This is a genomic window from Streptomyces sp. DSM 118878, assembly GCF_052936595.1.
In genome coordinates, this window is sequence record NZ_CP193622.1 from 3,957,610 (window position 1) to 3,978,573 (window position 20,964).

The 20,964-nt window shown below is 70.3% G+C and carries 21 protein-coding genes; 4 read left to right on the forward strand and 17 right to left on the reverse strand.

What is annotated here, in order from left to right:
* Positions 1-90: 90 nt before the first annotated feature.
* Positions 91-1,410: an MFS transporter gene (locus tag ACRAKF_RS17465; RefSeq protein ID WP_447038087.1), complete on the reverse strand. Its 1,320-nt coding sequence runs from the start codon at positions 1,408-1,410 to the stop codon at positions 91-93.
* A gap of 98 nt (positions 1,411-1,508) precedes the next feature.
* On the reverse strand, positions 1,509-1,745 hold the full coding sequence (locus ACRAKF_RS17470) for a hypothetical protein (RefSeq protein WP_447038088.1): 237 nt from the start codon (positions 1,743-1,745) through the stop codon (positions 1,509-1,511).
* Positions 1,746-2,068: 323 nt separating this feature from the next.
* Here ACRAKF_RS17470 and ACRAKF_RS17475 point away from each other — a divergent pair, with 323 nt between their 5' ends.
* On the forward strand, positions 2,069-2,932 hold the full coding sequence (locus ACRAKF_RS17475) for a helix-turn-helix transcriptional regulator (protein ID WP_447038089.1): 864 nt from the start codon (positions 2,069-2,071) through the stop codon (positions 2,930-2,932).
* 57 nt (positions 2,933-2,989) lie between these two features.
* Here ACRAKF_RS17475 and ACRAKF_RS17480 read toward each other — a convergent pair whose 3' ends face one another.
* The 6 genes from ACRAKF_RS17480 to ACRAKF_RS17505 all read right to left on the reverse strand — a co-directional run bounded on the left by ACRAKF_RS17480 (position 2,990) and on the right by ACRAKF_RS17505 (position 9,604).
* Positions 2,990-4,693 carry an alpha/beta hydrolase gene (locus ACRAKF_RS17480; RefSeq protein WP_447038090.1) on the reverse strand — a complete coding sequence of 568 codons (1,704 nt, stop codon included), beginning with the start codon at positions 4,691-4,693 and terminating at the stop codon, positions 2,990-2,992.
* Positions 4,694-4,780: 87 nt separating this feature from the next.
* A complete protein-coding gene (locus ACRAKF_RS17485; RefSeq protein WP_447042043.1) occupies positions 4,781-5,422 on the reverse strand; it encodes a TetR/AcrR family transcriptional regulator in 642 nt (213 codons plus the stop codon).
* Between the two features lie 215 nt (positions 5,423-5,637).
* On the reverse strand, positions 5,638-7,077 hold the full coding sequence (locus ACRAKF_RS17490; protein ID WP_447038091.1) for a dicarboxylate/amino acid:cation symporter: 1,440 nt from the start codon (positions 7,075-7,077) through the stop codon (positions 5,638-5,640).
* A 413-nt stretch (positions 7,078-7,490) separates the two neighbouring features.
* Positions 7,491-7,817 carry a DUF4229 domain-containing protein gene (locus ACRAKF_RS17495; RefSeq protein ID WP_447038092.1) on the reverse strand — a complete coding sequence of 109 codons (327 nt, stop codon included), beginning with the start codon at positions 7,815-7,817 and terminating at the stop codon, positions 7,491-7,493.
* Positions 7,818-7,921: 104 nt separating this feature from the next.
* A complete protein-coding gene (gene mqnE, locus ACRAKF_RS17500; protein ID WP_447038093.1) occupies positions 7,922-9,085 on the reverse strand; it encodes an aminofutalosine synthase MqnE in 1,164 nt (387 codons plus the stop codon).
* A gap of 63 nt (positions 9,086-9,148) precedes the next feature.
* Positions 9,149-9,604 (reverse strand): Lrp/AsnC family transcriptional regulator, encoded by a 456-nt coding sequence (locus ACRAKF_RS17505; RefSeq protein WP_363248101.1) that lies wholly within the window; start codon positions 9,602-9,604, stop codon positions 9,149-9,151.
* 122 nt (positions 9,605-9,726) lie between these two features.
* On the opposite strand from ACRAKF_RS17505, the gene ACRAKF_RS17510 reads away from it, so the two are divergent.
* On the forward strand, positions 9,727-9,864 hold the full coding sequence (locus ACRAKF_RS17510; RefSeq protein ID WP_447042315.1) for a hypothetical protein: 138 nt from the start codon (positions 9,727-9,729) through the stop codon (positions 9,862-9,864).
* Here the strand turns inward: ACRAKF_RS17510 and ACRAKF_RS17515 are convergent.
* Genes ACRAKF_RS17515 through ACRAKF_RS17525 form a run of 3 tightly spaced genes read right to left on the reverse strand, consistent with a single transcriptional unit; the run spans position 9,861 to position 12,941 of the window.
* Positions 9,861-10,559, reverse strand: a complete 699-nt coding sequence (locus ACRAKF_RS17515; protein ID WP_447038094.1) for a UbiX family flavin prenyltransferase — start codon at positions 10,557-10,559, stop codon at positions 9,861-9,863. The genes ACRAKF_RS17510 and ACRAKF_RS17515 overlap by 4 nt on opposite strands.
* A gap of 25 nt (positions 10,560-10,584) precedes the next feature.
* Entirely contained in the window at positions 10,585-11,487 is a 903-nt protein-coding gene (mqnP, locus tag ACRAKF_RS17520) for a menaquinone biosynthesis prenyltransferase MqnP (RefSeq protein ID WP_447038095.1), read from the reverse strand.
* The gene (locus tag ACRAKF_RS17525) at positions 11,484-12,941 is read right to left on the reverse strand and encodes a menaquinone biosynthesis decarboxylase (RefSeq protein ID WP_447038096.1); all 1,458 of its coding nucleotides are present in this window, start codon (positions 12,939-12,941) and stop codon (positions 11,484-11,486) included. Before ACRAKF_RS17525 ends, mqnP begins: the two co-directional genes overlap by 4 nt.
* Positions 12,942-13,031: 90 nt before the next feature.
* Here ACRAKF_RS17525 and ACRAKF_RS17530 point away from each other — a divergent pair, with 90 nt between their 5' ends.
* Positions 13,032-13,343 carry a PLDc N-terminal domain-containing protein gene (locus tag ACRAKF_RS17530; RefSeq protein ID WP_447038097.1) on the forward strand — a complete coding sequence of 104 codons (312 nt, stop codon included), beginning with the start codon at positions 13,032-13,034 and terminating at the stop codon, positions 13,341-13,343.
* 10 nt (positions 13,344-13,353) lie between these two features.
* Positions 13,354-14,256 carry a LysR family transcriptional regulator gene (locus tag ACRAKF_RS17535; protein ID WP_447038098.1) on the forward strand — a complete coding sequence of 301 codons (903 nt, stop codon included), beginning with the start codon at positions 13,354-13,356 and terminating at the stop codon, positions 14,254-14,256.
* Here ACRAKF_RS17535 and ACRAKF_RS17540 read toward each other — a convergent pair.
* From ACRAKF_RS17540 to ACRAKF_RS17565, 6 genes are all read right to left on the reverse strand, one after another.
* Positions 14,147-15,094, reverse strand: coding sequence for a DMT family transporter (locus ACRAKF_RS17540; protein WP_447038099.1), 948 nt, complete (start codon positions 15,092-15,094; stop codon positions 14,147-14,149). The genes ACRAKF_RS17535 and ACRAKF_RS17540 overlap by 110 nt on opposite strands.
* A 203-nt stretch (positions 15,095-15,297) precedes the next feature.
* Entirely contained in the window at positions 15,298-16,398 is a 1,101-nt protein-coding gene (gene ccsB, locus ACRAKF_RS17545) for a c-type cytochrome biogenesis protein CcsB (protein ID WP_447038100.1), read from the reverse strand.
* Complete coding sequence (gene resB, locus ACRAKF_RS17550; RefSeq protein ID WP_447038101.1) at positions 16,395-18,176, reverse strand: cytochrome c biogenesis protein ResB; 1,782 nt, start codon at positions 18,174-18,176, stop codon at positions 16,395-16,397. The genes ccsB and resB overlap by 4 nt, the downstream gene beginning before the upstream one ends.
* Positions 18,177-18,179: 3 nt before the next feature.
* Positions 18,180-18,944 (reverse strand): cytochrome c biogenesis CcdA family protein, encoded by a 765-nt coding sequence (locus ACRAKF_RS17555; protein WP_447042045.1) that lies wholly within the window; start codon positions 18,942-18,944, stop codon positions 18,180-18,182.
* 10 nt (positions 18,945-18,954) lie between these two features.
* On the reverse strand, positions 18,955-19,602 hold the full coding sequence (locus tag ACRAKF_RS17560) for a TlpA family protein disulfide reductase (protein WP_447038102.1): 648 nt from the start codon (positions 19,600-19,602) through the stop codon (positions 18,955-18,957).
* A 90-nt stretch (positions 19,603-19,692) separates the two neighbouring features.
* Entirely contained in the window at positions 19,693-20,925 is a 1,233-nt protein-coding gene (locus tag ACRAKF_RS17565) for a hypothetical protein (RefSeq protein ID WP_447038103.1), read from the reverse strand.
* Between the last annotated feature and the right edge of the window lie 39 nt (positions 20,926-20,964).

Genomic DNA, 20,964 nt, shown 5'->3' on the forward strand with positions numbered 1-20,964 from the left:
GCTCGCACCGTTGCACAAAAGTCCCGCCCATAAGCGCCCAAACCGGACGCTTCGACGGGACTTTTCTGCAACCACGCCCCCCTGCCCCGCTCAATCCCTCGGCAGCAGCCACGTCGCCAGCGCCGTCGTCGCGCAGAGCAGGAGCCCGACCGTCACCAGGGCCGTGCGCATGCCCGGCAGGGAGAAGGCCGCATCGGCGCCCCCGGCGAGCAGCGCCCCGAAGAGGGCCACCGACATCGCGCCGCCGGTCTGGCGGAGCGAGTTGAGCAGGCCGGAGGCCGTGCCCGCGCGGTCGGCGGGGACGGCGTCCATCAGTTGGGCCGTCAGCGCGGGGACCGCGAACGCGCCGCCGAGGCCGGTCGGGATCAGGAGGAGCAGGACCAGCCAGAGCGGGGTCGTGGCGGTCAGCGGTACGAGGACGAAGAGGGCCAGGGCCAGCACCGCCTGGCCGATGACGATGACCCGGCGGCGGCCGAGGCGTTCGGCGGCGCGCGGTGAAGCGAGGTTCGTGGCGGTGATCAGCACGGCGAGCGGGACGAACATCAGGCCCGCCTCGACGCCTGACATGCCGCGAAGCTGCTGGTAGTAGAGGCCGAGGAGGAAGGTCACGCCGTAAAATCCGGCGTTCACGGCGAAGCCGACCGCCAGGGCGATTCCGACGCCCGTCCGGCGCAGCAGCCCGAGCGGGACCAGCGGCGCGGAGTGCCGCTTCTCGGCGGCGTAGAACGTGAACCCCGCGGCGGCGGCCACGGCGAAGGAGAGCAGGACGGGCGCGCTCGTCCAGCCCAGGTGCCCGCCCTCGATGACGGCGAAGGCCAGTCCCGCGAGCGTGAGGACGGCGGTCGCCTGGCCCACGAGGTCCAGCGGTGCCGGGCGGCGGGGCGAGGGGGCGGTGCGGGCGAGGAGGGCCAGGATCACGGCGCCCACGGGGAGGTTGAGGAGGAAGACGGCTCGCCAGCCGGCGGCCTCGGTCAGTACGCCGCCGAGTACGGGGCCGACCGCGACGGCCACGGAACCGCCCACCGCCCAGAGCGCGATGGCCCGTGCCCTGCGGCCCGGGTCGTCGTAGGCCTGCCGGATCAGGGCGAGCGAGGCGGGCATCACGATGGCCGCGGCCCCGCCCTGCGCGACGCGGGCGGCGATCAGCGACCCGATGCCGGGCGCGAGGGCGCAGGCCAGCGAGGCGACGGTGAACAGCCCCACCCCCCAGGCGTACGCCCGCCGCGCCCCCGCCCGGTCGGCGAGCGCCCCCGCGGAGAGCATCAGCGCGGCGAACATCAGCGTGTACGCGTCCACGACCCACTGGAGCCCGGCCATGCCACCGTGCAGGGAGGCGCTGATGTCGGGCAGGGCGATGTTCACGGCGGTGACGTCGATGGTGATGACGCTGAAGCCCAGGAGCGCGGCCACGAGGGCGGCGGGAGAGGCAGGAGAGGCAGAAGAGGTGGGAGAGAGGGAAGAGGCGGGGGAGAGGGGGGAGGCGGGGGAGGCGGACGCGGGGCCGGGGGCTATGGCCGTCGGGCGACCGGAGCCGGGGCCAGGACCGGGGCCAGGGCCAGGACCGGGGCCAGAGCCGGGGCCAGGACCAGAGCCGGGGCCAGGACCAGAGCCGGGGCCAGGACCAGGACCGGGGCCAGGACCAGAACCAGGACCAGGACCAGAACCAGGACCAGGACCAGAGCCGGGACCAGAACCAGGACCAGAACCAGAGCCAGAGCCAGAGCCAGGACCAGAGCCGGGGCCAAGGCCAGGACCAGAGCCGGGGCCAGAGCCGGGACCAGGACCAGAACCAGAACCAGAACCAGGACCAGAGCCGGGGCCAGGGCCAGAGCCGGGGGTGAGGGTGGTGGACATGGGGCTCCTAAGAGCACTCGGTGGGGCATGTCATGCGCGGGTGGTCGGCCGCCGGGGCCGCGGACCGGTGACGGCGCACCCCCTGGGCCCGCGGCGGCCGAGCCACCCGCGACGCCTCTCACTGTCCGCCGTATCGGCCCCCGGCGGCAGGGCGGGACGTTCCAGGCCCTGACACGGCCCCCCAAGTGCCCGCCCCACCGGGAACAATGGAGCGATGACGGACAGCACGGCGACAACTCCCCCGGCCACCGGCACCGAACTCGGCAGGTATCTCCGTGCCCGCAGGGCCCGCGTCACGCCCGCCGAAGCAGGCCTGCCCGCGGGCACGGGGCTGCGCCGCACGCCGGGGCTGCGCCGCGAGGAGCTGGCCACCCTCGCCGGAGTGAGCGTCGACTACTACACGCGCCTGGAGCGAGGCCGCGAGACGAACCCCTCCCCCGCCGTCATCGACGCCCTGGCCCGCGCCCTGCGGCTGACGGGCGACGGCCACGAACGCCTCCACGAACTGGCGGAGTTGGCCTCCGGCCGCCTCACGGAACCGCACCCCACCGCCGACGGCACGGTCCGCGCCTCCACCCTGCGGATGCTGGAAGCGCTGGCGCCGCTCCCCGCGTACGTGGTGAGCAGGCACAGCGGCATGCTGGCCGCCAACGCCCCCGGCAAGGCGCTGCTCCCCGGCCTGTGGGACTGGCCCGCCGAGCGGCGCAACCTGACCCGCTACCTCTTCCTGCACCCCGTGGGCCGCGTGCTCTACCAGCCGTGGGAGGCGACGGTCGCCGTCTCCGTCGCGCACCTGCGGGCGGTCGGCGGCACGGACCCGGACTCGCCGCAGCTCACGAGCCTCGTCGGCGAACTGCTGCTCAAGACGCCGGAGTTCGGCCGCATCTGGGAGCGGTACGACGTGTGCGAGCGCGGCGGCGGCACCAAGTCCTTCGACCACCCGAAGGTGGGCGCGATGACCCTCACGTACGAGGTGATGACGCTGGCGCGGACGGGCGGCCAGCGCATGGTGGTCTACCAGGCGAAGCCCGGCACTCCGGACGAGAAGGCGATGCTGGGCCTCGCCCCGCGGGAGTAGCGGCCGCCGTACCGCCGCACCACGCGGTCCGTCCGCCGTGCCGCCCCGTCAACCCCCTCACCCCGTCGGGTCGGTCGGGCAGGAGCTGCCGTGCGCCGGCATCTCCCCGTACAGCAGGAACCCGTCCACCTTGTCCCGCACGCACTTGGACCCCAGGTAACCGGTGTGTCCGTCACCCTTGTTGTCCAGGACGACCGCCTTGGGGCCGAGCCGCTCGGCGGTCTCCTCGGTCCAGCGGTAGGGCGTCGCGGGGTCGCCGCGCGTGCCGACGAGCAGCAGCTCCGGGGAGCTGACGTCCCGTACGGACTCGCGGATGTAGTCGGTGCCCGCGGGCCGCCCGAAGCAGAGCAGCACGGGCATCAGCATCGACTTGCCGAAGACGGGCGAGGCCTCCTCGAACTCCTTCTGGAGCCGGCCGATCTCCTTCTCCAGCCGCGCGGCGTCCGGCCGGTCGGGGTCGTCGGCGCAGGTCACGGCCATCAGGGCGGCGGTCATGTTGTCCGTGGGCACCATCTCCCGCGCAGCCGCACCGCCGCCGGACACCCTCTCCCGCCCGGCCGCACCGCCGCCGGACACCCTCTCCCGCGCGACCGTACCGCCGCCGGGCGCCATCTCCCGTGCGGCCCTACCGCCGCCGGGCCCCGCTTCTTCGCGGACCGCCCCGACGAGTCCGCCGCTCATCCGCAGCAGCGCCCGGGGGTCGCCGTCCGCGAGCAGCGCGCCCAGTGCCTGGGAGAGGGCGGGCCAGGCCTGCCTGCTGTACAGGGCCTGGCTCAGTACGCCGACGACGTCCTGCCCGGTGAACCGCGTCCCGTCCATGGCCTGGAGCGGCATCTTGTCCAGGTCCTGGATGACCTGGAGCATGGTCTGGCGCGCGGCCCGCGCGTCGGTGCCGAAGACGCAGCCGACGTTCCCTGTACACCAGGAGAGGAAGTTGTCGAGGGCGGTCTGGCGGCCCTCCGCCGTGGCGAGGGACTGCTCGGTGGCGGGCTCGGTCAGCGTGTCCACGCCGTCGAGCACCATGCGTCCGACCTTGCCGGGGAACTGGGCGGCGTAGACCGCCCCGATCCGCGTCCCGTACGAGAAGCCGAGGTAGTTGAGCTTCTTGTCACCGAGGGCCTGCCGCATGACGTCGAGGTCGCGCGAGACGTTGACGGTGCCCATGTGCGGCAGGACGGGCCCCGACTGCTTCGCGCACTCGGCGGCCGCCTCGCGCAGCTCCTTGAGCACCGCCGCGGGGTCCTCGGTGCCGTTCTGGGCGCCGCCCTCCAGGGCCTCGCCGCCCGCCCCGGCGTCGCCGCAGGTCACGGGGTCGCTCTCGCCCACGCCTCGCGGGTCGAAGGAGACGACGTCGTACTCCTTGCTGAGGAAGGAGAACTCCTTCTGCGACCCGGCGAGCGCGGAGACCCCGGGCCCGCCGGGGCCGCCGAAGTTGAGCAGCAGGGAGCCGCGTGGCTCGTGGGACGAGCTGGACTTCATGCGGATCATCGCGACGTCCACGGTTCCAGCGGCGGGGTCGGCGTAGTCGATGGGTACCTTGACGTCCCCGCACCGGATGTCCTTGGCGTCACCGGTGGCGTCCGCCATGGCCTCGGTGTCGCCCTCACAGGCGGCCCACTCGATCTTCTGCGTGTAGAACCTCGACAGATCGGGCCGCCCGTTCCCGCCGTCGTCGGCGGCGGCGGCCGAGGCCGGCCCCGGCGCGCCCACTCCCACCACGGCCAGTACGGTGACGCCGGCGAGTGCACAAGCTCCGCGCACGGCAACCTCCCTGGGTGTGCCCCTCACTCACCCTAAGCGCCCACCCGGCGGCTCGCCCGCTCGACGGTGACGGTACGCACACACCGGCTACTCCCCGTGTCCCAGGGCAGACGGCGCCGCCCAGCGACGGCCCTCCATCAGCGACCCAAGACCCGACCACGCGAAGTTCATGAGCGTCGCCGCGGCCTCCCGCGCCGACACCGACGTGTCCGTGTTGGCCCACCCCGCGAGGGACTCCGCCGCGCCCACGAGGGCCTGCGCGAGCCCCGCCACCTCGCGGGCCGGCAGCGAGGGGTCCCCGTGGGCCTCCCGCGCCGCCTCGGCGATCAGTACCGTCACGAAGGCGAGGACCTCGTCCCGCATCGCGGCGACCTCCGCGGCGAACGGCTCGCCCTGGGTGCGCGCCTGACTGTGCAGCACCGACCAACCGTCGGGCCGCTCGGCGGTGTGCGTGAAGAACGCCCGCAGCCCCGACCAGAGCTGACGGTCGGCGCTCTGCCCCGCGGCGGCGCTCACCCCGTCCCGCACCGCGTCGACGAGCGCGGCGGCCTCCCGCCGGATGCAGGCGGTGAAGAGGTCGTCCTTGGAGTTCAGATAGAGGTACACCAGCGGCTTCGACACCCCGGCCAGCTCCGCGATCTCGTCCATGGACGCCGCCCTGAACCCCCGCTGCCCGAAGATCCGCACCGCCGCGTCCAGCATCTGCTGCTCGCGCACGGCCCGCGGCATCCGCTTCTGCCGCTGCTTCTCGCCCACCCGGCCCCGCCTTCCCACGCCGTCCGTTCCGTTTCAGAGCCTACGGTCAACGGGGACCAGGAAATGATCACTCCCGGCAACGCTTTGGCCAGAGCAGGGCGAAACCAGAGCAAACGCAGAGCCCCGCTCCGGACAGTTCCGAAGCGGGGCTCCACGGGCCCGCGAAGGGCCACGTCACAGAGAGCGGCTCACACCGCCGCGGGCACCCGCCGCGACCCGGAGTCGGACGTGAGACCGGACTCCGATCCGGGCTCCGACCCGGGCTCCGACCCGGACTCGGACGCGGGGCCGGAATCCGATCCGTCGAAGTCGTCCAGCGGCGACGCCGACGCGTTCTCGTACGCCTCGTGGTCCAGGATCTTCTCCCTGGCCGCCACGATCACGGGCACCAGCGCCTGACCGGCCACGTTCGTGGCGGTGCGCATCATGTCCAGGACCGGGTCGATGGCGAGCAGCAGGCCGACGCCCTCCATGGGCAGGCCCAGCGTGGACAGGGTCAGCGTCAGCATGACGGTGGCGCCGGTCAGACCGGCCGTGGCGGCGGAGCCGACGACCGAGACGAAGGCGATGAGCAGGTACTCCTTGATGCCCATGTCCACGTCGAAGATCTGCGCCACGAAGATCGCGGCGATCGCCGGGTAGATCGCGGCGCAGCCGTCCATCTTGGTGGTGGCGCCGAAGGGCACGGCGAAGGAGGTGTACTCCTTCGGGACGCCGAGCCGCTCGGTGACCTTCTGGGTGACCGGCATGGTGCCGACGGAGGAGCGCGAGACGAACGCGAGCTGGATCGCGGGCCAGGCGCCCTTGAAGAACTGGAGCGGGTTGACCTTGGCGACGGTGGCGAGCAGCAGCGGGTAGACGCCGAACATCACCAGGGCGCAGCCGATGTAGATGTCCGCGGTGAACGTCGCGTACTTGCTGATGAGGTTCCAGCCGTAGTCCGCGATGGCGAAGCCGATGAGGCCGATGGTGCCGATCGGGGAGAGCTTGATGACCCACCACAGGGCCTTCTGGAGGAGGGCGAGAACGGACTCGCTCAGCTCCAGGATCGGCTGGGCCTTGTCACCGATCTTCAGTACGGCGACGCCCGCGACGGCGGCCATGAAGACGATCTGAAGGACGTTCAGCTCGGTGAAGGGCGTGATGACGTCCGTCGGGATGATCCCGGTCAGGAAATCGATCCAGGAGCCCGCGTGGTCGGGGGCCTTGCCGTCCTTCGGGGTGAGGCCGGTGCCGGAACCGGGGTTGGTGAGCAGGCCGATGGCGAGGCCGATGGCGACCGCTATCAGCGACGTGATCATGAACCACAGCAGGGTGCGGGTGGCCAGGCGCGCCGCGTTGTTCACCTTCCGCAGGTTGGTGATGGACACCAGGATCGCGAAGAAGACGAGCGGGGCGACCGCGAGCTTCAGCAGACCGATGAAGGTGTCGCCGACCTTGGAGAGGGTGGTGACGAGCCAGGATATGTCCTGGCTGCGGGCGAGCCAGCCGAGCAGGACGCCGAGGACGAGACCGCCGAGGATCTGCGCCCAGAAGGGGATCTTCAGGAACTTGGGTACCTGGAAGCCGGCCTTGGGCTTCTCGGGTCCGCTCGCCTGGTCGGCGGGCGTCGCGGAATTCGCGGACACGGACACACTCCGGTGAGGTAAGTCAGGGGGTGGGGGACGTACGGGAGCGGCGACCGCGAAGGGTCAGCGGCGTCGCTGCAGCGGGTCACATTCAGACGTGACAGGCCGCGGACATGCAGCGGCAGAGGTCGACATGCAGGCGCGCCACGAGCGGGACGCTCATGGCGTGGCGGTGCGCTGCTGCTGTCTTCATATCGAACACGTTAACACCAGTCCTTTGAGAACATCAAAGGACTGGTTTGAGGTGAGCGGGCGCCTTTCCGCCGCTCGACCGCACTCGACGGCCGCTCACCACCCACCGCTGAGGCCCCGGACGCAACGGAACCCCGGCCCCGGAGCGAGCTGCTCCAGAGCCGGGGTCCGGCAAGTGTGTGACGAAGCTTACGAGCTCCGCGGGGCTACGAGCCCTGCGCCTACGAGCCCTGCGCCTGCGTCCGTCCGCCCTGCGTGTTCGCCTGCGCCCGCGCCAGGTCGTCCGCGCTGTCCTCCTGGGTGCGGTTCGCCTCCAGGTTGGCCTTGGTGCGCTCCACTCGCGCCACCACGGTCTCCGAGGCGCGGTCGCGCTCCTTGCGCAGGACCACGAAGCTGATCGGCGCCGAGAGGACGAGCGCCAGCAGCAGCACCCACAGGAGGTTGGAGTCGCCGAGGCCGCGCGGGAGGATTTCGGCGTAGACGAGGCCCCAGACGACCAGGAAGCAGCCCACGAAGATCCCGAGGCGCATCAGCGTGTAGCGGAGCATGTCAATCCACTCTTCCGTTCCGAAATGGGCCCGAGCTGGACGAGCCCTTCCAGTGAAACACGGGGAGTCCGACGCCCGGCAAGGGGGGCGGGGGCTACCCGGCCTCAGACCCGCATGGCTTGCGGGGACTCGCGCAGCAGCGGGTCGGGGCCCTCGTACTCGCGGATCGCTTCGTAGCGCGTGTTGCGCTCGACCGGGCGGAAGCCGGCCTCGCGGATCAGGTCGAGGAGGTCCTCGCGGGTCAGCTTGTTCGGGGTGCCGAAGTTGTCCGCGTCGTGCGTGATCTTGTACTCGACGACCGAGCCGTCCATGTCGTCGGCACCGTGCTGGAGCGCGAGCTGCGTGGTCTGGAGACCGTGCATGACCCAGAAGACCTTGACGTGCGGGACGTTGTCGAAGAGCAGGCGCGAGACCGCGAAGGTCTTCAGCGCCTCGGCGCCCGACGCCATGGTCGTGCGCGCCTGGAGGCGGTTCCTGATCTTGCCGTCCTTCATGTCCACGAAGTCGTGCTGGTAGCGCAGCGGGATGAAGACCTGGAAGCCGCCGGTCTCGTCCTGGAGTTCACGCAGGCGCAGGACGTGGTCGACGCGGTGGCGGCGCTCCTCGATGTGGCCGTACAGCATCGTGCTCGGGGTCTTGAGACCCTTCTCGTGCGCGAGGCGGTGGATGCGCGACCAGTCCTCCCAGTGGGTGCGGTGGTCGACGATGTGCTGCCGGACCTCCCAGTCGAAGATCTCCGCGCCACCGCCGGTCAGCGACTCCAGGCCCGCCTCGATCAGCTCGTCCAGGATGTCGGAGGCCGACATGCCGGAGATCGTCTCGAAGTGGTGGATCTCGGTGGCCGTGAACGCCTTCAGGGAGACGCTCGGGAGCGCCTTCTTGAGCTCGCTCAGCGAACGCGGGTAGTAGCGCCACGGCAGGTTCGGGTGGAGGCCGTTGACGATGTGCAGCTCGGTGAGGTTCTCGCCCTCCATCGCCTTGGCGAGGCGGACGGCCTCCTCGATGCGCATCGTGTACGCGTCCTTCTCGCCCGGCTTGCGCTGGAACGAGCAGTAGGCGCACGAGGCGGTGCACACGTTGGTCATGTTGAGGTGGCGGTTGACGTTGAAGTGCACGACGTCGCCGTTCTTGCGCGTGCGCACCTCGTGGGCGAGGCCGCCGAGCCAGGCCAGGTCGTCCGACTCGTAGAGGGCGATGCCGTCCTCGCGGGACAGCCGCTCGCCGTCCCGGACCTTCTGCTCGAGATCGCGCTTAAGACCTGCGTCCATGCCCTCGCCCTTACCTTTCCCTACCGACCTGCCACAAACTCCGCCAACCGTACTCCGCCCCGCTCACTCCTCCTCGGGCAGCTCTCCGACCCGGTTCTCCCATTTGGTGGAGAGCACGATCGTGGTCCTCGTGCGGGAGACCCCTCGGGTGCCGCTGAGCCTGCGGATCGTCCTCTCCAGGCCGTCCACGTCGCTGGCCCTGACCTTGAGCATGTACGAGTCGTCGCCCGCGATGAACCAGCAGTCCTCGATCTCGTGCAGGTCCTTGAGGCGGCGTGCCACGTCCTCGTGGTCGGCGGCGTCGGAGAGCGAGATGCCGATCAGGGCGATCACGCCCAGGCCGAGCGAGGCGGAGTCGACGGTCGCGCGGTAGCCGGTGATGACACCGGCCGCTTCGAGGCGGTTGATGCGGTCGGTGACGCTGGGCCCGGAGAGGCCCACGAGCCGCCCGAGTTCGGCGTACGAGGCGCGGCCGTTCTCCCGCAGAGCCTGGATGAGCTGCCTGTCGACGGCGTCCATAGGTGCGATGCCTTTCATTAATCAGCGATACCGCGAGTCTATGTGTAGAATCTAAGGCTGCACAGGGTTCACACCCCGCGAATCTTTCTCAATCACAGCCGTTCAGCAACGATCCTTCAGGAGTGAGTCACCCCGTGTACTCGATCGAGATGGCCTACGCCCGTATGCGCGAGCTCCAGGACCTGGCCAACCGCTCGCGTGCCCACAAGATCGCCGCGCCCAAGGACGGCCGCGAGAAGCGCGCCGCCGAGAAGCGCTAGAGCGGCCGGGAGCCGGAGCCGCCCCCGGGGCTTCCACCGGAGCCGAGCTCTCCCTCCCAACGGCGGTAGAGGCTGTGCGGCACCCCCGCCGCGTCCAGCGTCCGCCCGGCGACGAAGTCCACCAGATCCTGGATGTGCGTCGCCCCCGCGTAGAACGCCGGAGAGGCGGGCAGCACGATCGCGCCCGCCTCGTCCAGGCTCACCATGTGCTTCAACGTCTGCCCGTTCAGCGGCGTCTCGCGTACGCAGACCACGAGCCGGCGGCCTTCCTTGAGCGTCACGCTCGCCGACCGCTGGAGCAGGTCCTTCGAGAGCCCGAGCGCCACGCCGGCCACGCACGCCGTGGACGCCGGCACGATCAGCATCCCCTTGGCCGCGTACGACCCCGACGAGGGCCCCGCCGCCAGATCACCCGCGGGCCAGTACCGCACGTCGTCCACCGGCACCTCGAAGGTGCCCGGCTTCCCGTCCGCCCCCCGCGCGAGCCACTGCCGCAGGTCGTCCCGCCAGTGCGCGTCGCGGAAGGCGATGCCCGTCTCGTCGAGCAGCGTGAGGCGCGAGGCCCGCGAGACGACGAGGTCGACGCTCTCCCCCGCCGCGAGCAGCGCCCGCAGCACGGCCGCGGCATACGGCGTCCCCGAGGCGCCCGACACCCCCACGATCCAAGGCCTACGCTGCGTATCTCCTGGATTCACGCTCTGAAGCCTATCCGGCGGCCGTTCAGACGGTGAGCCCGCGTACGAGCAGATCGAGCAACGCGCAGACGAACAGGGCGATTCCGATAAAACCGTTCACCTGGAAGAAGGCGCGGTTCAGCCGGGTCAGGTCGTGCGGCTTGACGATCGAGTGCTCGTAGACGAAGGCGCCCGCGACGATCGCGAGGCCGAGCCAGAAGAACGCGCCCGCGTCGGTGGACGCCGCGTACCAGACCAGGAGCGCCGTGGTCACGAGGTGGCAGCCGCGGGCGCCCCGGATGGCGGCCGGGATGCCGAAGCGCGCGGGCACCGACTTCACACCGACCTCGCGGTCGGTCTCCACGTCCTGGCAGGCGTAGATCAGGTCGAAGCCGCCGATCCAGACGCCGACCGCCAGGCCGAGGATGACCGCCTGCCACGACCACTCGCCGGTGACGGCGATCCAGGCGCCGATCGGGCCGATCGCCTGGGCGAGGCCGAGGATCGCCTGCGGGAAGTTCGTGAACCGCTTGCCGTAGGGGTAGACGACCATCGGGATCACCGCGATGGGCGCCAGCACCAGGCAGAGCGGGTTGAGCAGGGCGGCGGCGCCGAGGAACACCACGAGGGCGATCAGGGCGCCGGTCCACGCGGACTTCACCGAGACGGCGCCCGTCACCAGCTCGCGGTGCGCGGTCCTCGGGTTACGGGCGTCGATCTCCCGGTCGATGATGCGGTTCGCGGCCATGGCGAACGTCCGCAGACCCACCATGCAGACGGTGACCAGGAGCAGCCGCCCCCAGTGGATGTTCTCGTCCAGCCGGAACATCGCGGTCAGCGCGGCGATGTAGGCGAACGGCAGCGCGAACACGGAGTGCTCGATCATGACGAGCCGCAGGAACGCCTTGGTGCGTCCCGGCCGCGGGATGGCTGCTGAAGCGGAGCTCACAGCCCGTACTCCTTCCAGCGGCGGTCGACCATCGCCGCCGTCTCCGGGTCGGACTCGACCATCTCGGGCCAGCCCCCGTCCCGTGTGTACCCCTCTTCGGGGAGTTTCCGCGTGGCGTCGATGCCCGCCTTGCCGCCCCAGAACTGCTGGTAGGAGGCGTGGTCGAGGTGGTCGACCGGGCCCTCCACGACGGTCAGGTCGCGGGCGTAGTCGGTGTTGCCGAGCGCGCGCCAGGAGACCTCGTGCAGGTCATGGACGTCGCAGTCCTTGTCGACGACCACGATCAGCTTCGTCAGCGACATCATGTGCGCGCCCCAGATGGCGTGCATGACCTTCTGCGCGTGCTTGGGGTACTTCTTGTCGATCGAGACGATCGCGCAGTTGTGGAAGCCGCCCGACTCCGGCAGGTGGTAGTCGACGATGTCCGGGACGATCACCTTGAGCAGCGGCAGGAAGAAGCGCTCGGTGGCGCGGCCGAGGGGACCGTCCTCCGTCGGCGGGCGGCCGACCACGATCGACTGGAGCAGCGGGCGCTTCCGCATCGTCACGCAGTCGATCTTCAGCGCGGGGAACGGTTCCTGCGGCGTGTAGAAGCCCGTGTGGTCGCCGAAGGGGCCCTCCGGGAGCATCTCGCCCGGCTCCAGCCAGCCCTCGATGACGACCTCGGCGTGCGCGGGCACCTGGAGCGGCACCGTCTTGCAGTCGACCATCTCCACGCGCTTGCCCTGGATGAATCCGGCCAGCATGTACTCGTCCATGTCGCCGGGCAGCGGCGCCGTGGAGGCGTACGTGACGGCCGGCGGACACCCGAAGGCGATCGCGACGGGCAGCTTCTCGCCCCTGCGGGCGGCCACCTGGTAGTGGTTGCGGCTGTCCTTGTGGATCTGCCAGTGCATGCCGATGGTGCGCTTGTCGTGGCGCTGGAGGCGGTACAGACCGAGGTTGCGGACGCCCGTGTCGGGGTCCTTGGTGTGCGTCAGGCCCAGGTTGAAGAAGGAGCCGCCGTCCTCGGGCCAGGTGAAGAGCGCGGGCAGCTTCTCCAGGTCGACGTCGTCGCCGGTCAGGACCACTTCCTGCACGGGCGCGCTGTCCGACTTCACCTTCTTCGGCGGTACGTGCGTCATCGCGCCGAGCTTGCCGAACGCCTCGCGCACCCCGACGAAGCCGTGCGGCAGCTCCGGCTTGAGCAGGCCGCCGATCTTCTCGCTGATCTCGCCGTACGACTTGAGGCCGAGCGCCTTGAGCAGGCGCCGGTCCGTCCCGTACACGTTCATGGCCAGGGGCATCGCGGAGCCCTTGACGTTCTCGAAGAGGAGTGCGGGGCCGCCCGATTTCTGCACCCGGTCGACGATCTCACCGACCTCCAGGTACGGGTCGACCTCTGCCTTGACGCGCTTGAGATCGCCCTCGCGGTCCAGTGCCCGGAGCAGGGAGCGAAGATCGTCGTAAGCCATGCGTTCCAGTATCCGGTACCGGTTACCCTGGCCCCGTCACCGGGGGCACGCACACGCCTCCTGCCGCCACCCTTGGGGGATCGCGCCACCATGCTCAGGTATCTGCCGTTCCTGCTGGTCCTGGCAGTGTGGATCTATGCCTTCATCGACGTCCTGAACACCCCGGAGAAGGAGGTCAGACACCTGCCCAAGGTGGTGTGGGTCATCATCGTGCTGCTCTTCGGAGAGGTGCTGCTCGGCCCGATCGCCTGGTTCGCGACGGGCAAGGTGCGGCGCAACGGGGGCGGCGGCGGACGCGGCCGGACCACGTGGGTGGCGCCGGACGACAACCCCGACTTCCTGCGGTCCCTCAAGGACGAGGACCCGGACGAGAACAAGCGGGACAAGGGCGGCGAGGGCTGAGGGGCCGGCCATGGAACTCCGGCTGCTCGTGACCTTCGAGAAGGTCGCCACCGTCCTCAGTTTCACCCGTGCCGCCACCGAGCTGAAGTACGCCCAGTCCAGCGTGACCAGCCAGATCAGGGCCCTGGAGACGTCGCTCGGCGCGGAGCTCTTCGACCGGCTCGGCAGCCGCATCCGCCTCACCGAGGCGGGGGAACGGCTGCTGCCCTACGCCCGGCAGATCATCGGGCTGACCGAGGAGGCGCGGGCCGCGGTCGTCGGCGCCGAGGAGCCCTCGGGGGCGATCGCGGTGGGCACCATGGAGTCGCTGACGTCCTACCGGCTGCCGCCGCTCCTCGAACTCTTCCACCACCGCTACCCGAAGGTGCGGCTCTCCCTGCGCCCCACGCTCGGCGACGAGACACGGCGTGCGCTGCGCCAGGGCACGTACGACGTGGGCTTCCTGATGGAGCCGGAGACCGAGCACCAGGGGCTGGTGACCGAGGTGCTCGCCCAGGAGCCGCTGGTCCTGGTCTGCGCGCCCACGCATCCACTGGCCACCGGCGGCGGCGCCGCCCTCGCCACGGCCGACCTGGCGGCGGTGCAGCTCGTCGGCACCGAACCCGGGTGCCCCTACCGGGATCTGTTCGAGGCCGAGCTGCGCGAGCGGACCGGCGGGCCGCCGCCGTTCATGGAGTTCGGCACCATCGAGGCGACGAAGCAGGGCGTGGCCGGCGGGCTCGGCGTGGCGCTGCTGCCCGCCGTGGCCGTGGCGCGGGAGCTGGCGGAGGGCACGCTCGTACGGCTGCCGTGGACGCCGCCGTTCACCTTGTGGACGCAGCTCGCGTGGCGGTCGGGGAAGCGGCTTCCCGCCCATGTGCGGCTATTCGTGGAGCAGGCCGTGCGGCTCGTGCGGGAGCAAGCGTCACCTTGAGTCCGGCCAGGACGATCAGCGGGACGCCGAGCGCCTGGACGGGCCCGATGTGGTGGCCGTAGACCGCCCAGTCGGCGACCATCGCGACCGCCGGGTAGGTGAAGGCCAGTACGGCGATCTTGGCGGTGGGCAGCTTCGCGTACGCCGCGTACATCAGGACGTACATCAGCCCGGTGTGGATCACGCCGAGCCCGACCAGCCAGGCCCACCCGGTGCCCGTTCCGCGCATCGCGCCGAAGTCGGTGAAGGGCAGCAGCAGCGGGATGCCGACCAGGACCTGGACCAGGGCCACGAGGTGCGGCCGGACGCCCGTGACGCGCTTGGTGACGAGGGTGGACAGGGCGTAGAGGACGGCCGCGAGCAGCGCGAGGCCGATGCCCGCGAGCGAACCGGCGTCCCCCGGGCGCACCCCGGAGACCAGCACGAGACCCGCGAAGGCGGCCGTCAGCCAGCCCAGTTGGGCACGGGTCAGGCGCTCGCGCAGGACGACGGCGCTGAGCAGCACCAGGAAGAACGGCTGCGTGTGGTAGACGACGGTGGCCAGTGAGATCGAGGCGGCCTCGTACGCCTTGAAGAGGAACACCCAGTTGAAGACGATGAACACGCCGCCGAGCGCGGCGAGGCCGAGCTTCTTGGGGGTGAGCCCGTGGTCGCGGAAGTAGCCGCGGGCGAAGGCGTACGCGCCGAGGGCCAGGGCGCCGAACAGGACGCGGAAGAAGACGACGTTGAAGGCGGACGCGCCGGATTCGACGACGAAGATGCCGAGGGTGCCGGAGAGCGTCATCGCGGCGGTGAGCTGGACTGTGCCGGTGCGTTCGAAGGACGTGGTCGCTGTCATGCCGATGACGCTACGAACGGGCGTACGCCCTGGTCCACGGCCCAGTGGGGCGTCCTGCCGATGGGCCGATCGGCCCCGCCGATGAGGGCTGGCGGGGGGCTCTCCCGCGCTGCGGCGCCCCGGCACCACAGAGGCCGGTGCCCGCGACCTGGGTCACGGGAACCGGCCTCACGGGGCGGTGCGGAGGGTCAGAGCACAGGCGCTCAGACGCCGGCGTACGAGTGCTTGCCGGTGACGAAGATGTTGACCCCGTAGTAGTTGAACAGCCAGCAGCCGAAGGCGATCAGGGCCAGGTAGGCGGCCTTGCGGCCCTTCCATCCCGCGGTCGCGCGGGCGTGCAGGTAGCAGGCGTAGGCGACCCAGGTGATGAACGACCAGACCTCCTTGGGGTCCCAGCCCCAGTAGCGGCCCCAGGCGTCGCCCGCCCAGATGGCGCCCGCGATGATCGTGAACGTCCAGAGCGGGAAGACCGCGGCGTTCAGGCGGTACGAGAACTTGTCCAGCGAGGCCGCCGAGGGGAGCCGCTCCAGGACGGACGTGGCGAACTTGCCCGGCTGTCCGCCGTTCTGGAGCTTCGTCTCGTAGCTGTCCCTGAAGAGGTAGAGCAGCGTGCCGACGCCACCGACGTAGAAGACCGCGCCGCAGAAGATCGCCGTGGAGACGTGGATCCACAGCCAGTACGAGTGCAGGGCGGGGACCAGTTGGTCGCTGTCGGTGTACAGGACGGTGACGGCCAGGCCGAGGTCGAGCAGGACCGTCGTGACCAGCGGCAGGCCGAGCCAGGCGATGTTCTTCTTCAGCGCGAGCAGCACCAGGTAGACGCCGACGGCGACGGTGGAGAAGGTGATGCTGAACTCGTACATGTTGCCCCACGGCGCCCGCTGCACCGACAGGGCGCGGGTGAAGACGCCGCCGAACTCCAGGAGGAACGCGAGCACGGTGAGCGAGACCGCGACGCGGCCGTAGAGGTCGCCCTTCTCGTCGCCCGCCGCGGCGCCGGGGCCGTCCGGCACGTCACGGGCGCCGGAGACCGACCGCGTGACGACCTTGGGCCGCTCAAGGGTGGCGGTGCCGCCCTTGGCCTGGGCGGTGACCTCGGGGGCCTCGGCCTTGGCCGTGGTCCTGGCCGGGGTCAGGGCGGCGGCCGTGCGGGCGACCTTGCTGCGGCTGCCGAAGAGCCACTCCGCCATGTGTGCGAAGAAGGCCAGGAGGTAGACGGCCATCGACGAGTAGATCAGCACGTTGCTGATGTGCGCGAGGTTCTCGTTCGGTTCGGCGGCGGCCAGGGTGGTGGCGAGATTCACTTCTCAGCCCCTTCGGCAGGTACGGCATCGGGGTCGGAGTCGGCGTGGGGGCCGGCGTCGGAGTCGGCGTCAGAGGCGGCGTCGGAAGAGGTTTCCGCGTCCGGGGCGGGGGTCGCGTCGGGCGCGCTCGGCGCCTTCTCGTGCAGGTGGGCGGCGAGGTCGGAGAGTTCCTCGGGAAGCTTCGCGGACTCGCTGCGGCCGAGGCCCGCCATCTCCACGACGGTCACGCCGTCGGCGCCCCGCACCGCCCGCACCCAGATCCGGCGGCGCTGGATGAACAGCGATCCGGCGAGGCCGGCGATGGCGCAGACCGCGCCGACCAGCGCCCACAGGGAGCCCGGCTCCTGCGAGATCTGGAAGGTCGCCCACTCCTTGATGTCCTTCTCGAAGGTGATCGACCCCGCGCCGCCCGGCAGCTTCATGGTCTCGCCGGGCAGCAGCCGCTTCTTGAACAGCTCGCCCTTGGAGTCCTTGAACTTCGTCATCTTCCGGGTGTCGAGCTGGTACACGTTCTGCGGGACACCGGAGTCCACGCCGAGGCTGCCGTGGTACGCGGAGAGCGCGAGCACGGGGAAGTCCGGGGCGGGGAACTGCGAGAACATCTGGCCCTTGCCCTCGCCCGCGAACGTCGGCACGAAGAAGGCGTTGAAGCCGAGCTGCTCCTTGGTGCCGCTCTTGTTCTTGTAGCCGTCCAGGACCTTGATGGCGCCGGTCGCGGTGCCGTTCTGGTCGATGGGCAGCAGCGGCACGGCGTTCCGGTAGACGACCTTGCCCTTGCCGTCGCGGACGGTGACCGTCGGGGCGTAGCCGTGGCCGATGAGGTAGACCTTCGAGCCACCGACCTCAAGGGGCTTGTTGACCTCGATGGACTTCTTCTTCTCGGGGCCGTCGACACCCTCGGTGTACGTGACGTTCGCCCGGTAGGTGCGGGGCGTGCCGCGGTTGGGGCCGGACTTCTCGTACGTGCCCTCGAAGTTCTCCAGCTTGAAGCTGAACGGTGCCAGCTCGTCGGTGTCGAAGAGGCTGCCGGACTTGAAGTCGTCGTACTGGCTGAGGGTATTGGCGAAGCCGTCGCCCTCGGTGATCAGCTTGCCGCCCTCGGACTTGAAGAGCTGCCCGGCGGCGAAGGCGATCAGCATCACGATCAGCGCGATGTGGAACATCAGGTTCCCGGCCTCGCGCAGATAGCCCTTCTCCGCGGCGACGGAGCCCGTGCCCTCGGCGCCCGCGGTGTGCGCGCGGAAGCGGCGCTGCCTGAGCATCGCGAGCGCGGCCTCGTGCACCCGCTCGGGCTCGGCGTCGGTGCGCCACGTCGTGTACGCGGGCAGCCGCGTCAGCTTCTTCGGCGCACCCGGCGGGCGGCCGCGGAGCTGGCCCACGAACTGCCAGGTGCGGGGCACGATACAGCCGATGAGGGAGACGAAGAGCAGGATGTAGATCGCGGAGAACCACACCGAGCTGTAGACGTCGAAGAGCTGGAACTTCTCGTAGAGCGGCCCGAGCGTGGTGTGCCGGTCCATGAAGTCCTGGACCTTGAGCTCGTCCACGTTGTTCTGCGGGATCAGCGAGCCCGGGATGGCGCCCAGCGACAGCAGCAGGAGCAGGATCAGCGCGACCCGCATCGAGGTGAGCTGCCGCCAGAACCAGCGGGCCCAGCCGATGACGCCCAGGGAGGGCAGGTTCGGCGCGTCCTCCCTGGGGGCGGTCGAGAGCTGCGCGCCCGCCGCTTCGAGTCCGCCCTGCTCGCTCTGCTCTTCGGGGGCTTCGGTCTTGCTCATGGATCAGATCCCCACCGTGTAGCCGTTCGACCAGACCTGCATCTGCTGCACGATGCTGTCCCACACGCCGGTGAGGAGGAGCAGGCCTGTCGCGATCATCATGATGCCGCCGATGCGCATCACCCAGACGTAGTGCCGCTTCACCCAGCTGAAGGCGCCGAGCGCCTTGCGGAAGGCGACGGCCGCGAGGATGAACGGTACGCCCAGACCGACGCAGTACGCGACGCTCAGCAGCGCCCCGCGCCCCGCACTCGCCTGATCGAGGGAGAGGAAGCTGACGGCGGCGAGCGTCGGTCCCACGCAGGGCGCCCAGCCGACGGCGAACAGGGCGCCCAGTATCGGGGCGCCCGCGAGGCCGACGGCGGGCTTCTTGTGGAAGCGGAACTCGCGCTGGGAGAGGAAGGGCATGAGCCCCATGAAGAAGAACCCGAGCAGGACCATCACCGCGCCGAGCACCTTCGTGACGACGCCCTGGTGCTGCTGGAGGGTGCGTCCGAACTCCCCGAAGAGCGCGCCGTAGGAGACGAAGACCGCGGTGAAGCCGAGCACGAAGAGCCCGGAGCCCGCGACCATCCGGCCCCGCCTGGCCTCGGCCATGTCCTGGCCGCTGACCCCGGTGACGTACGACAGGTAGCCCGGTACGAGCGGCAGCACACAGGGCGAGAAGAAGGAGACGAGGCCGCCGAGGAGGGCGACCGGCAGGGCGAGGAGCAGGGCCCCGTTCATGACGGTCTGGTTCGGATCGCCTGCGGCGGCGAGCGTGGACATCACGGGGAGATCACTTCTCCGCGATCAGCGGGTCGATCATCTTGCGCAGCTTCTGCTCGTCGAGTGGCTGCTGCGAGCGGGCCGCGACCTTGCCGTCCCGGTCGATGACGACCGTGGAGGGGATGAAGTTCGGGTTGAGCGTGCCCTTGGGGAAGCGCAGCATCAGCTTGCCCATCGGGTCGTGCAGGCTCGGATAGGGGACCTTGTAGTCCTTCTCGAAGGAGATCGCCGGGCCCTTCTGCGGGTCCCGGGTGTTGATCCCGACGAACTGCACGCCCTGGTCCTTGGTGGCGTTCGCGACCTTCACGAAGTTCGGGGCCTCGGCCCGGCAGGGCGGGCACCAGGAGCCCCACACGTTCAGGACGACGATCTTGCCCTTGTAGTCGGCGAGGTCGAGGTGGTCGCCGGTCAGCGTCTCGCCGTCGAGCTTCGGGCCGTCCTTGCGGTCGCCCTTGGCGAGGGTGGCGATGCCGTCCGAGCCCGTCACGAAGTTGGTGTTGCCGCCGCCGCCCGACGTGCCGCCCGAGCCGCAGGCCGACAGGGTCAGGGCGGCGACCGCGGCCCCGGCGGCCAGCAGGGCGGCACGGCCGCTGCGACCGCCGACGCGGTGGCTACGGCTGTGGTTCGTGCTCTGGGGGGCGCGGCAGGCGGCACTCATGTGAAAAGTTTCGCATGTCTGTTTCGGGGATCTTCCGCACCCCCCGCGGTCGCGGAAAGTCCCATTTCAGGACGGGTTGCCGAGCACCCGTCAGGACGGGTTGCCGAGCGCCTTCCAGCCGCCCGTCGGTGCCTGGCCGACCTCCAGGCCCTGGAGCTGTTCGAGCACCTTGGGGTCCTGCACGTCGAGCCAGTCGACGAACTGCCGGAAGGAGACCAGGCGCACGTCCTTCTTGCCGGCGATGTGCTTCAGGGCCTCCTCGACGGCGTCCATGTAGATGCCGCCGTTCCACTCCTCGAAGTGGTTGCCTATGAAGAACGGGGCGCGGTTGGACTCGTAGGCGCGCTTGAAGCCCGCTATGTAGGACTCGGCGGCCTGCTTGCGCCAGCCCGGGTAGTTGACCGGCGGCGCCTTCGTGGAGTTCTTCGACTGGTTGGCGAGGATGTTGTAGTCCATCGACAGGACCTCGAAGGAGTGCCCGGGGAAGGGCATGCCCTGGAGCGGCAGGTCCCAGATGCCCATCTTCTTCTGCGGCCACTTCTGGCGGCCGCCGGACGAGGACGCGTCGTAGCGCCAGCCGAGCTTCTTCGCGGTCGGCAGCAGGTTGTCCTGGCCGAGCAGGCACGGCGTACGGCCGCCGACGAGTTCCTTGTCGTAGTCGAAGGGCAGCGGCGGCAGATCGGTCCAGCCGGTGTTCGTCCGCCACTTCTTCACGAACGACTTGGCCTGGTCTATCTCGTCCTGCCATTGCGCGGGCGTCCAGTTGGCGACCGTTCCCGTGCCCGCGCAGAAGTGCCCGTTGAAGTGCGTGCCGATTTCGTGACCGTCGAGCCACGCCTGGCGTACGTACTTCAGCGTCTCCTTGATGTGACCGTCGGTGAGATAACCGATGTCGGAGGCGCCGACCGAGTTGTTCGGCGGCCGGTACATGCGCTTCTTCGATTCCGGGAGCAGATAAAGCCCGGAGAGGAAAAACGTCATGTGCGCGTTGTGGTCCTCGGCGAGCTTCAGAAAGCGCGGGAAGAGCCCGTTGCCGACCTCGCCCGCGCCGTCCCAGGAGAAGATCACGAACTGCGGGGGCGTCTCGCCCGGCTGGAGCGGCACCGGCTTGCCCGGCTGGTGGGGCTGGGGCCCGGTGTAGGCGGTGGACCCGTCACCGATCGGCTTGACCGGGTATTTACCGGCGCCGCCCTGCCCGTCCTTGGCCTTGTCCGCAGGCCCCGAGGAGTCGCCGCCGGCCCCGGAGCCGCATGCCGCGAGCCCGAGAGCGGCGGCCGCGCCCGCTCCGAGTCCGAGCATTCCCCTGCGGCTGATGTCGAGCATTCCATCCCCATTCGTCGCGCCCCTGGCCCCGTCCGCTGT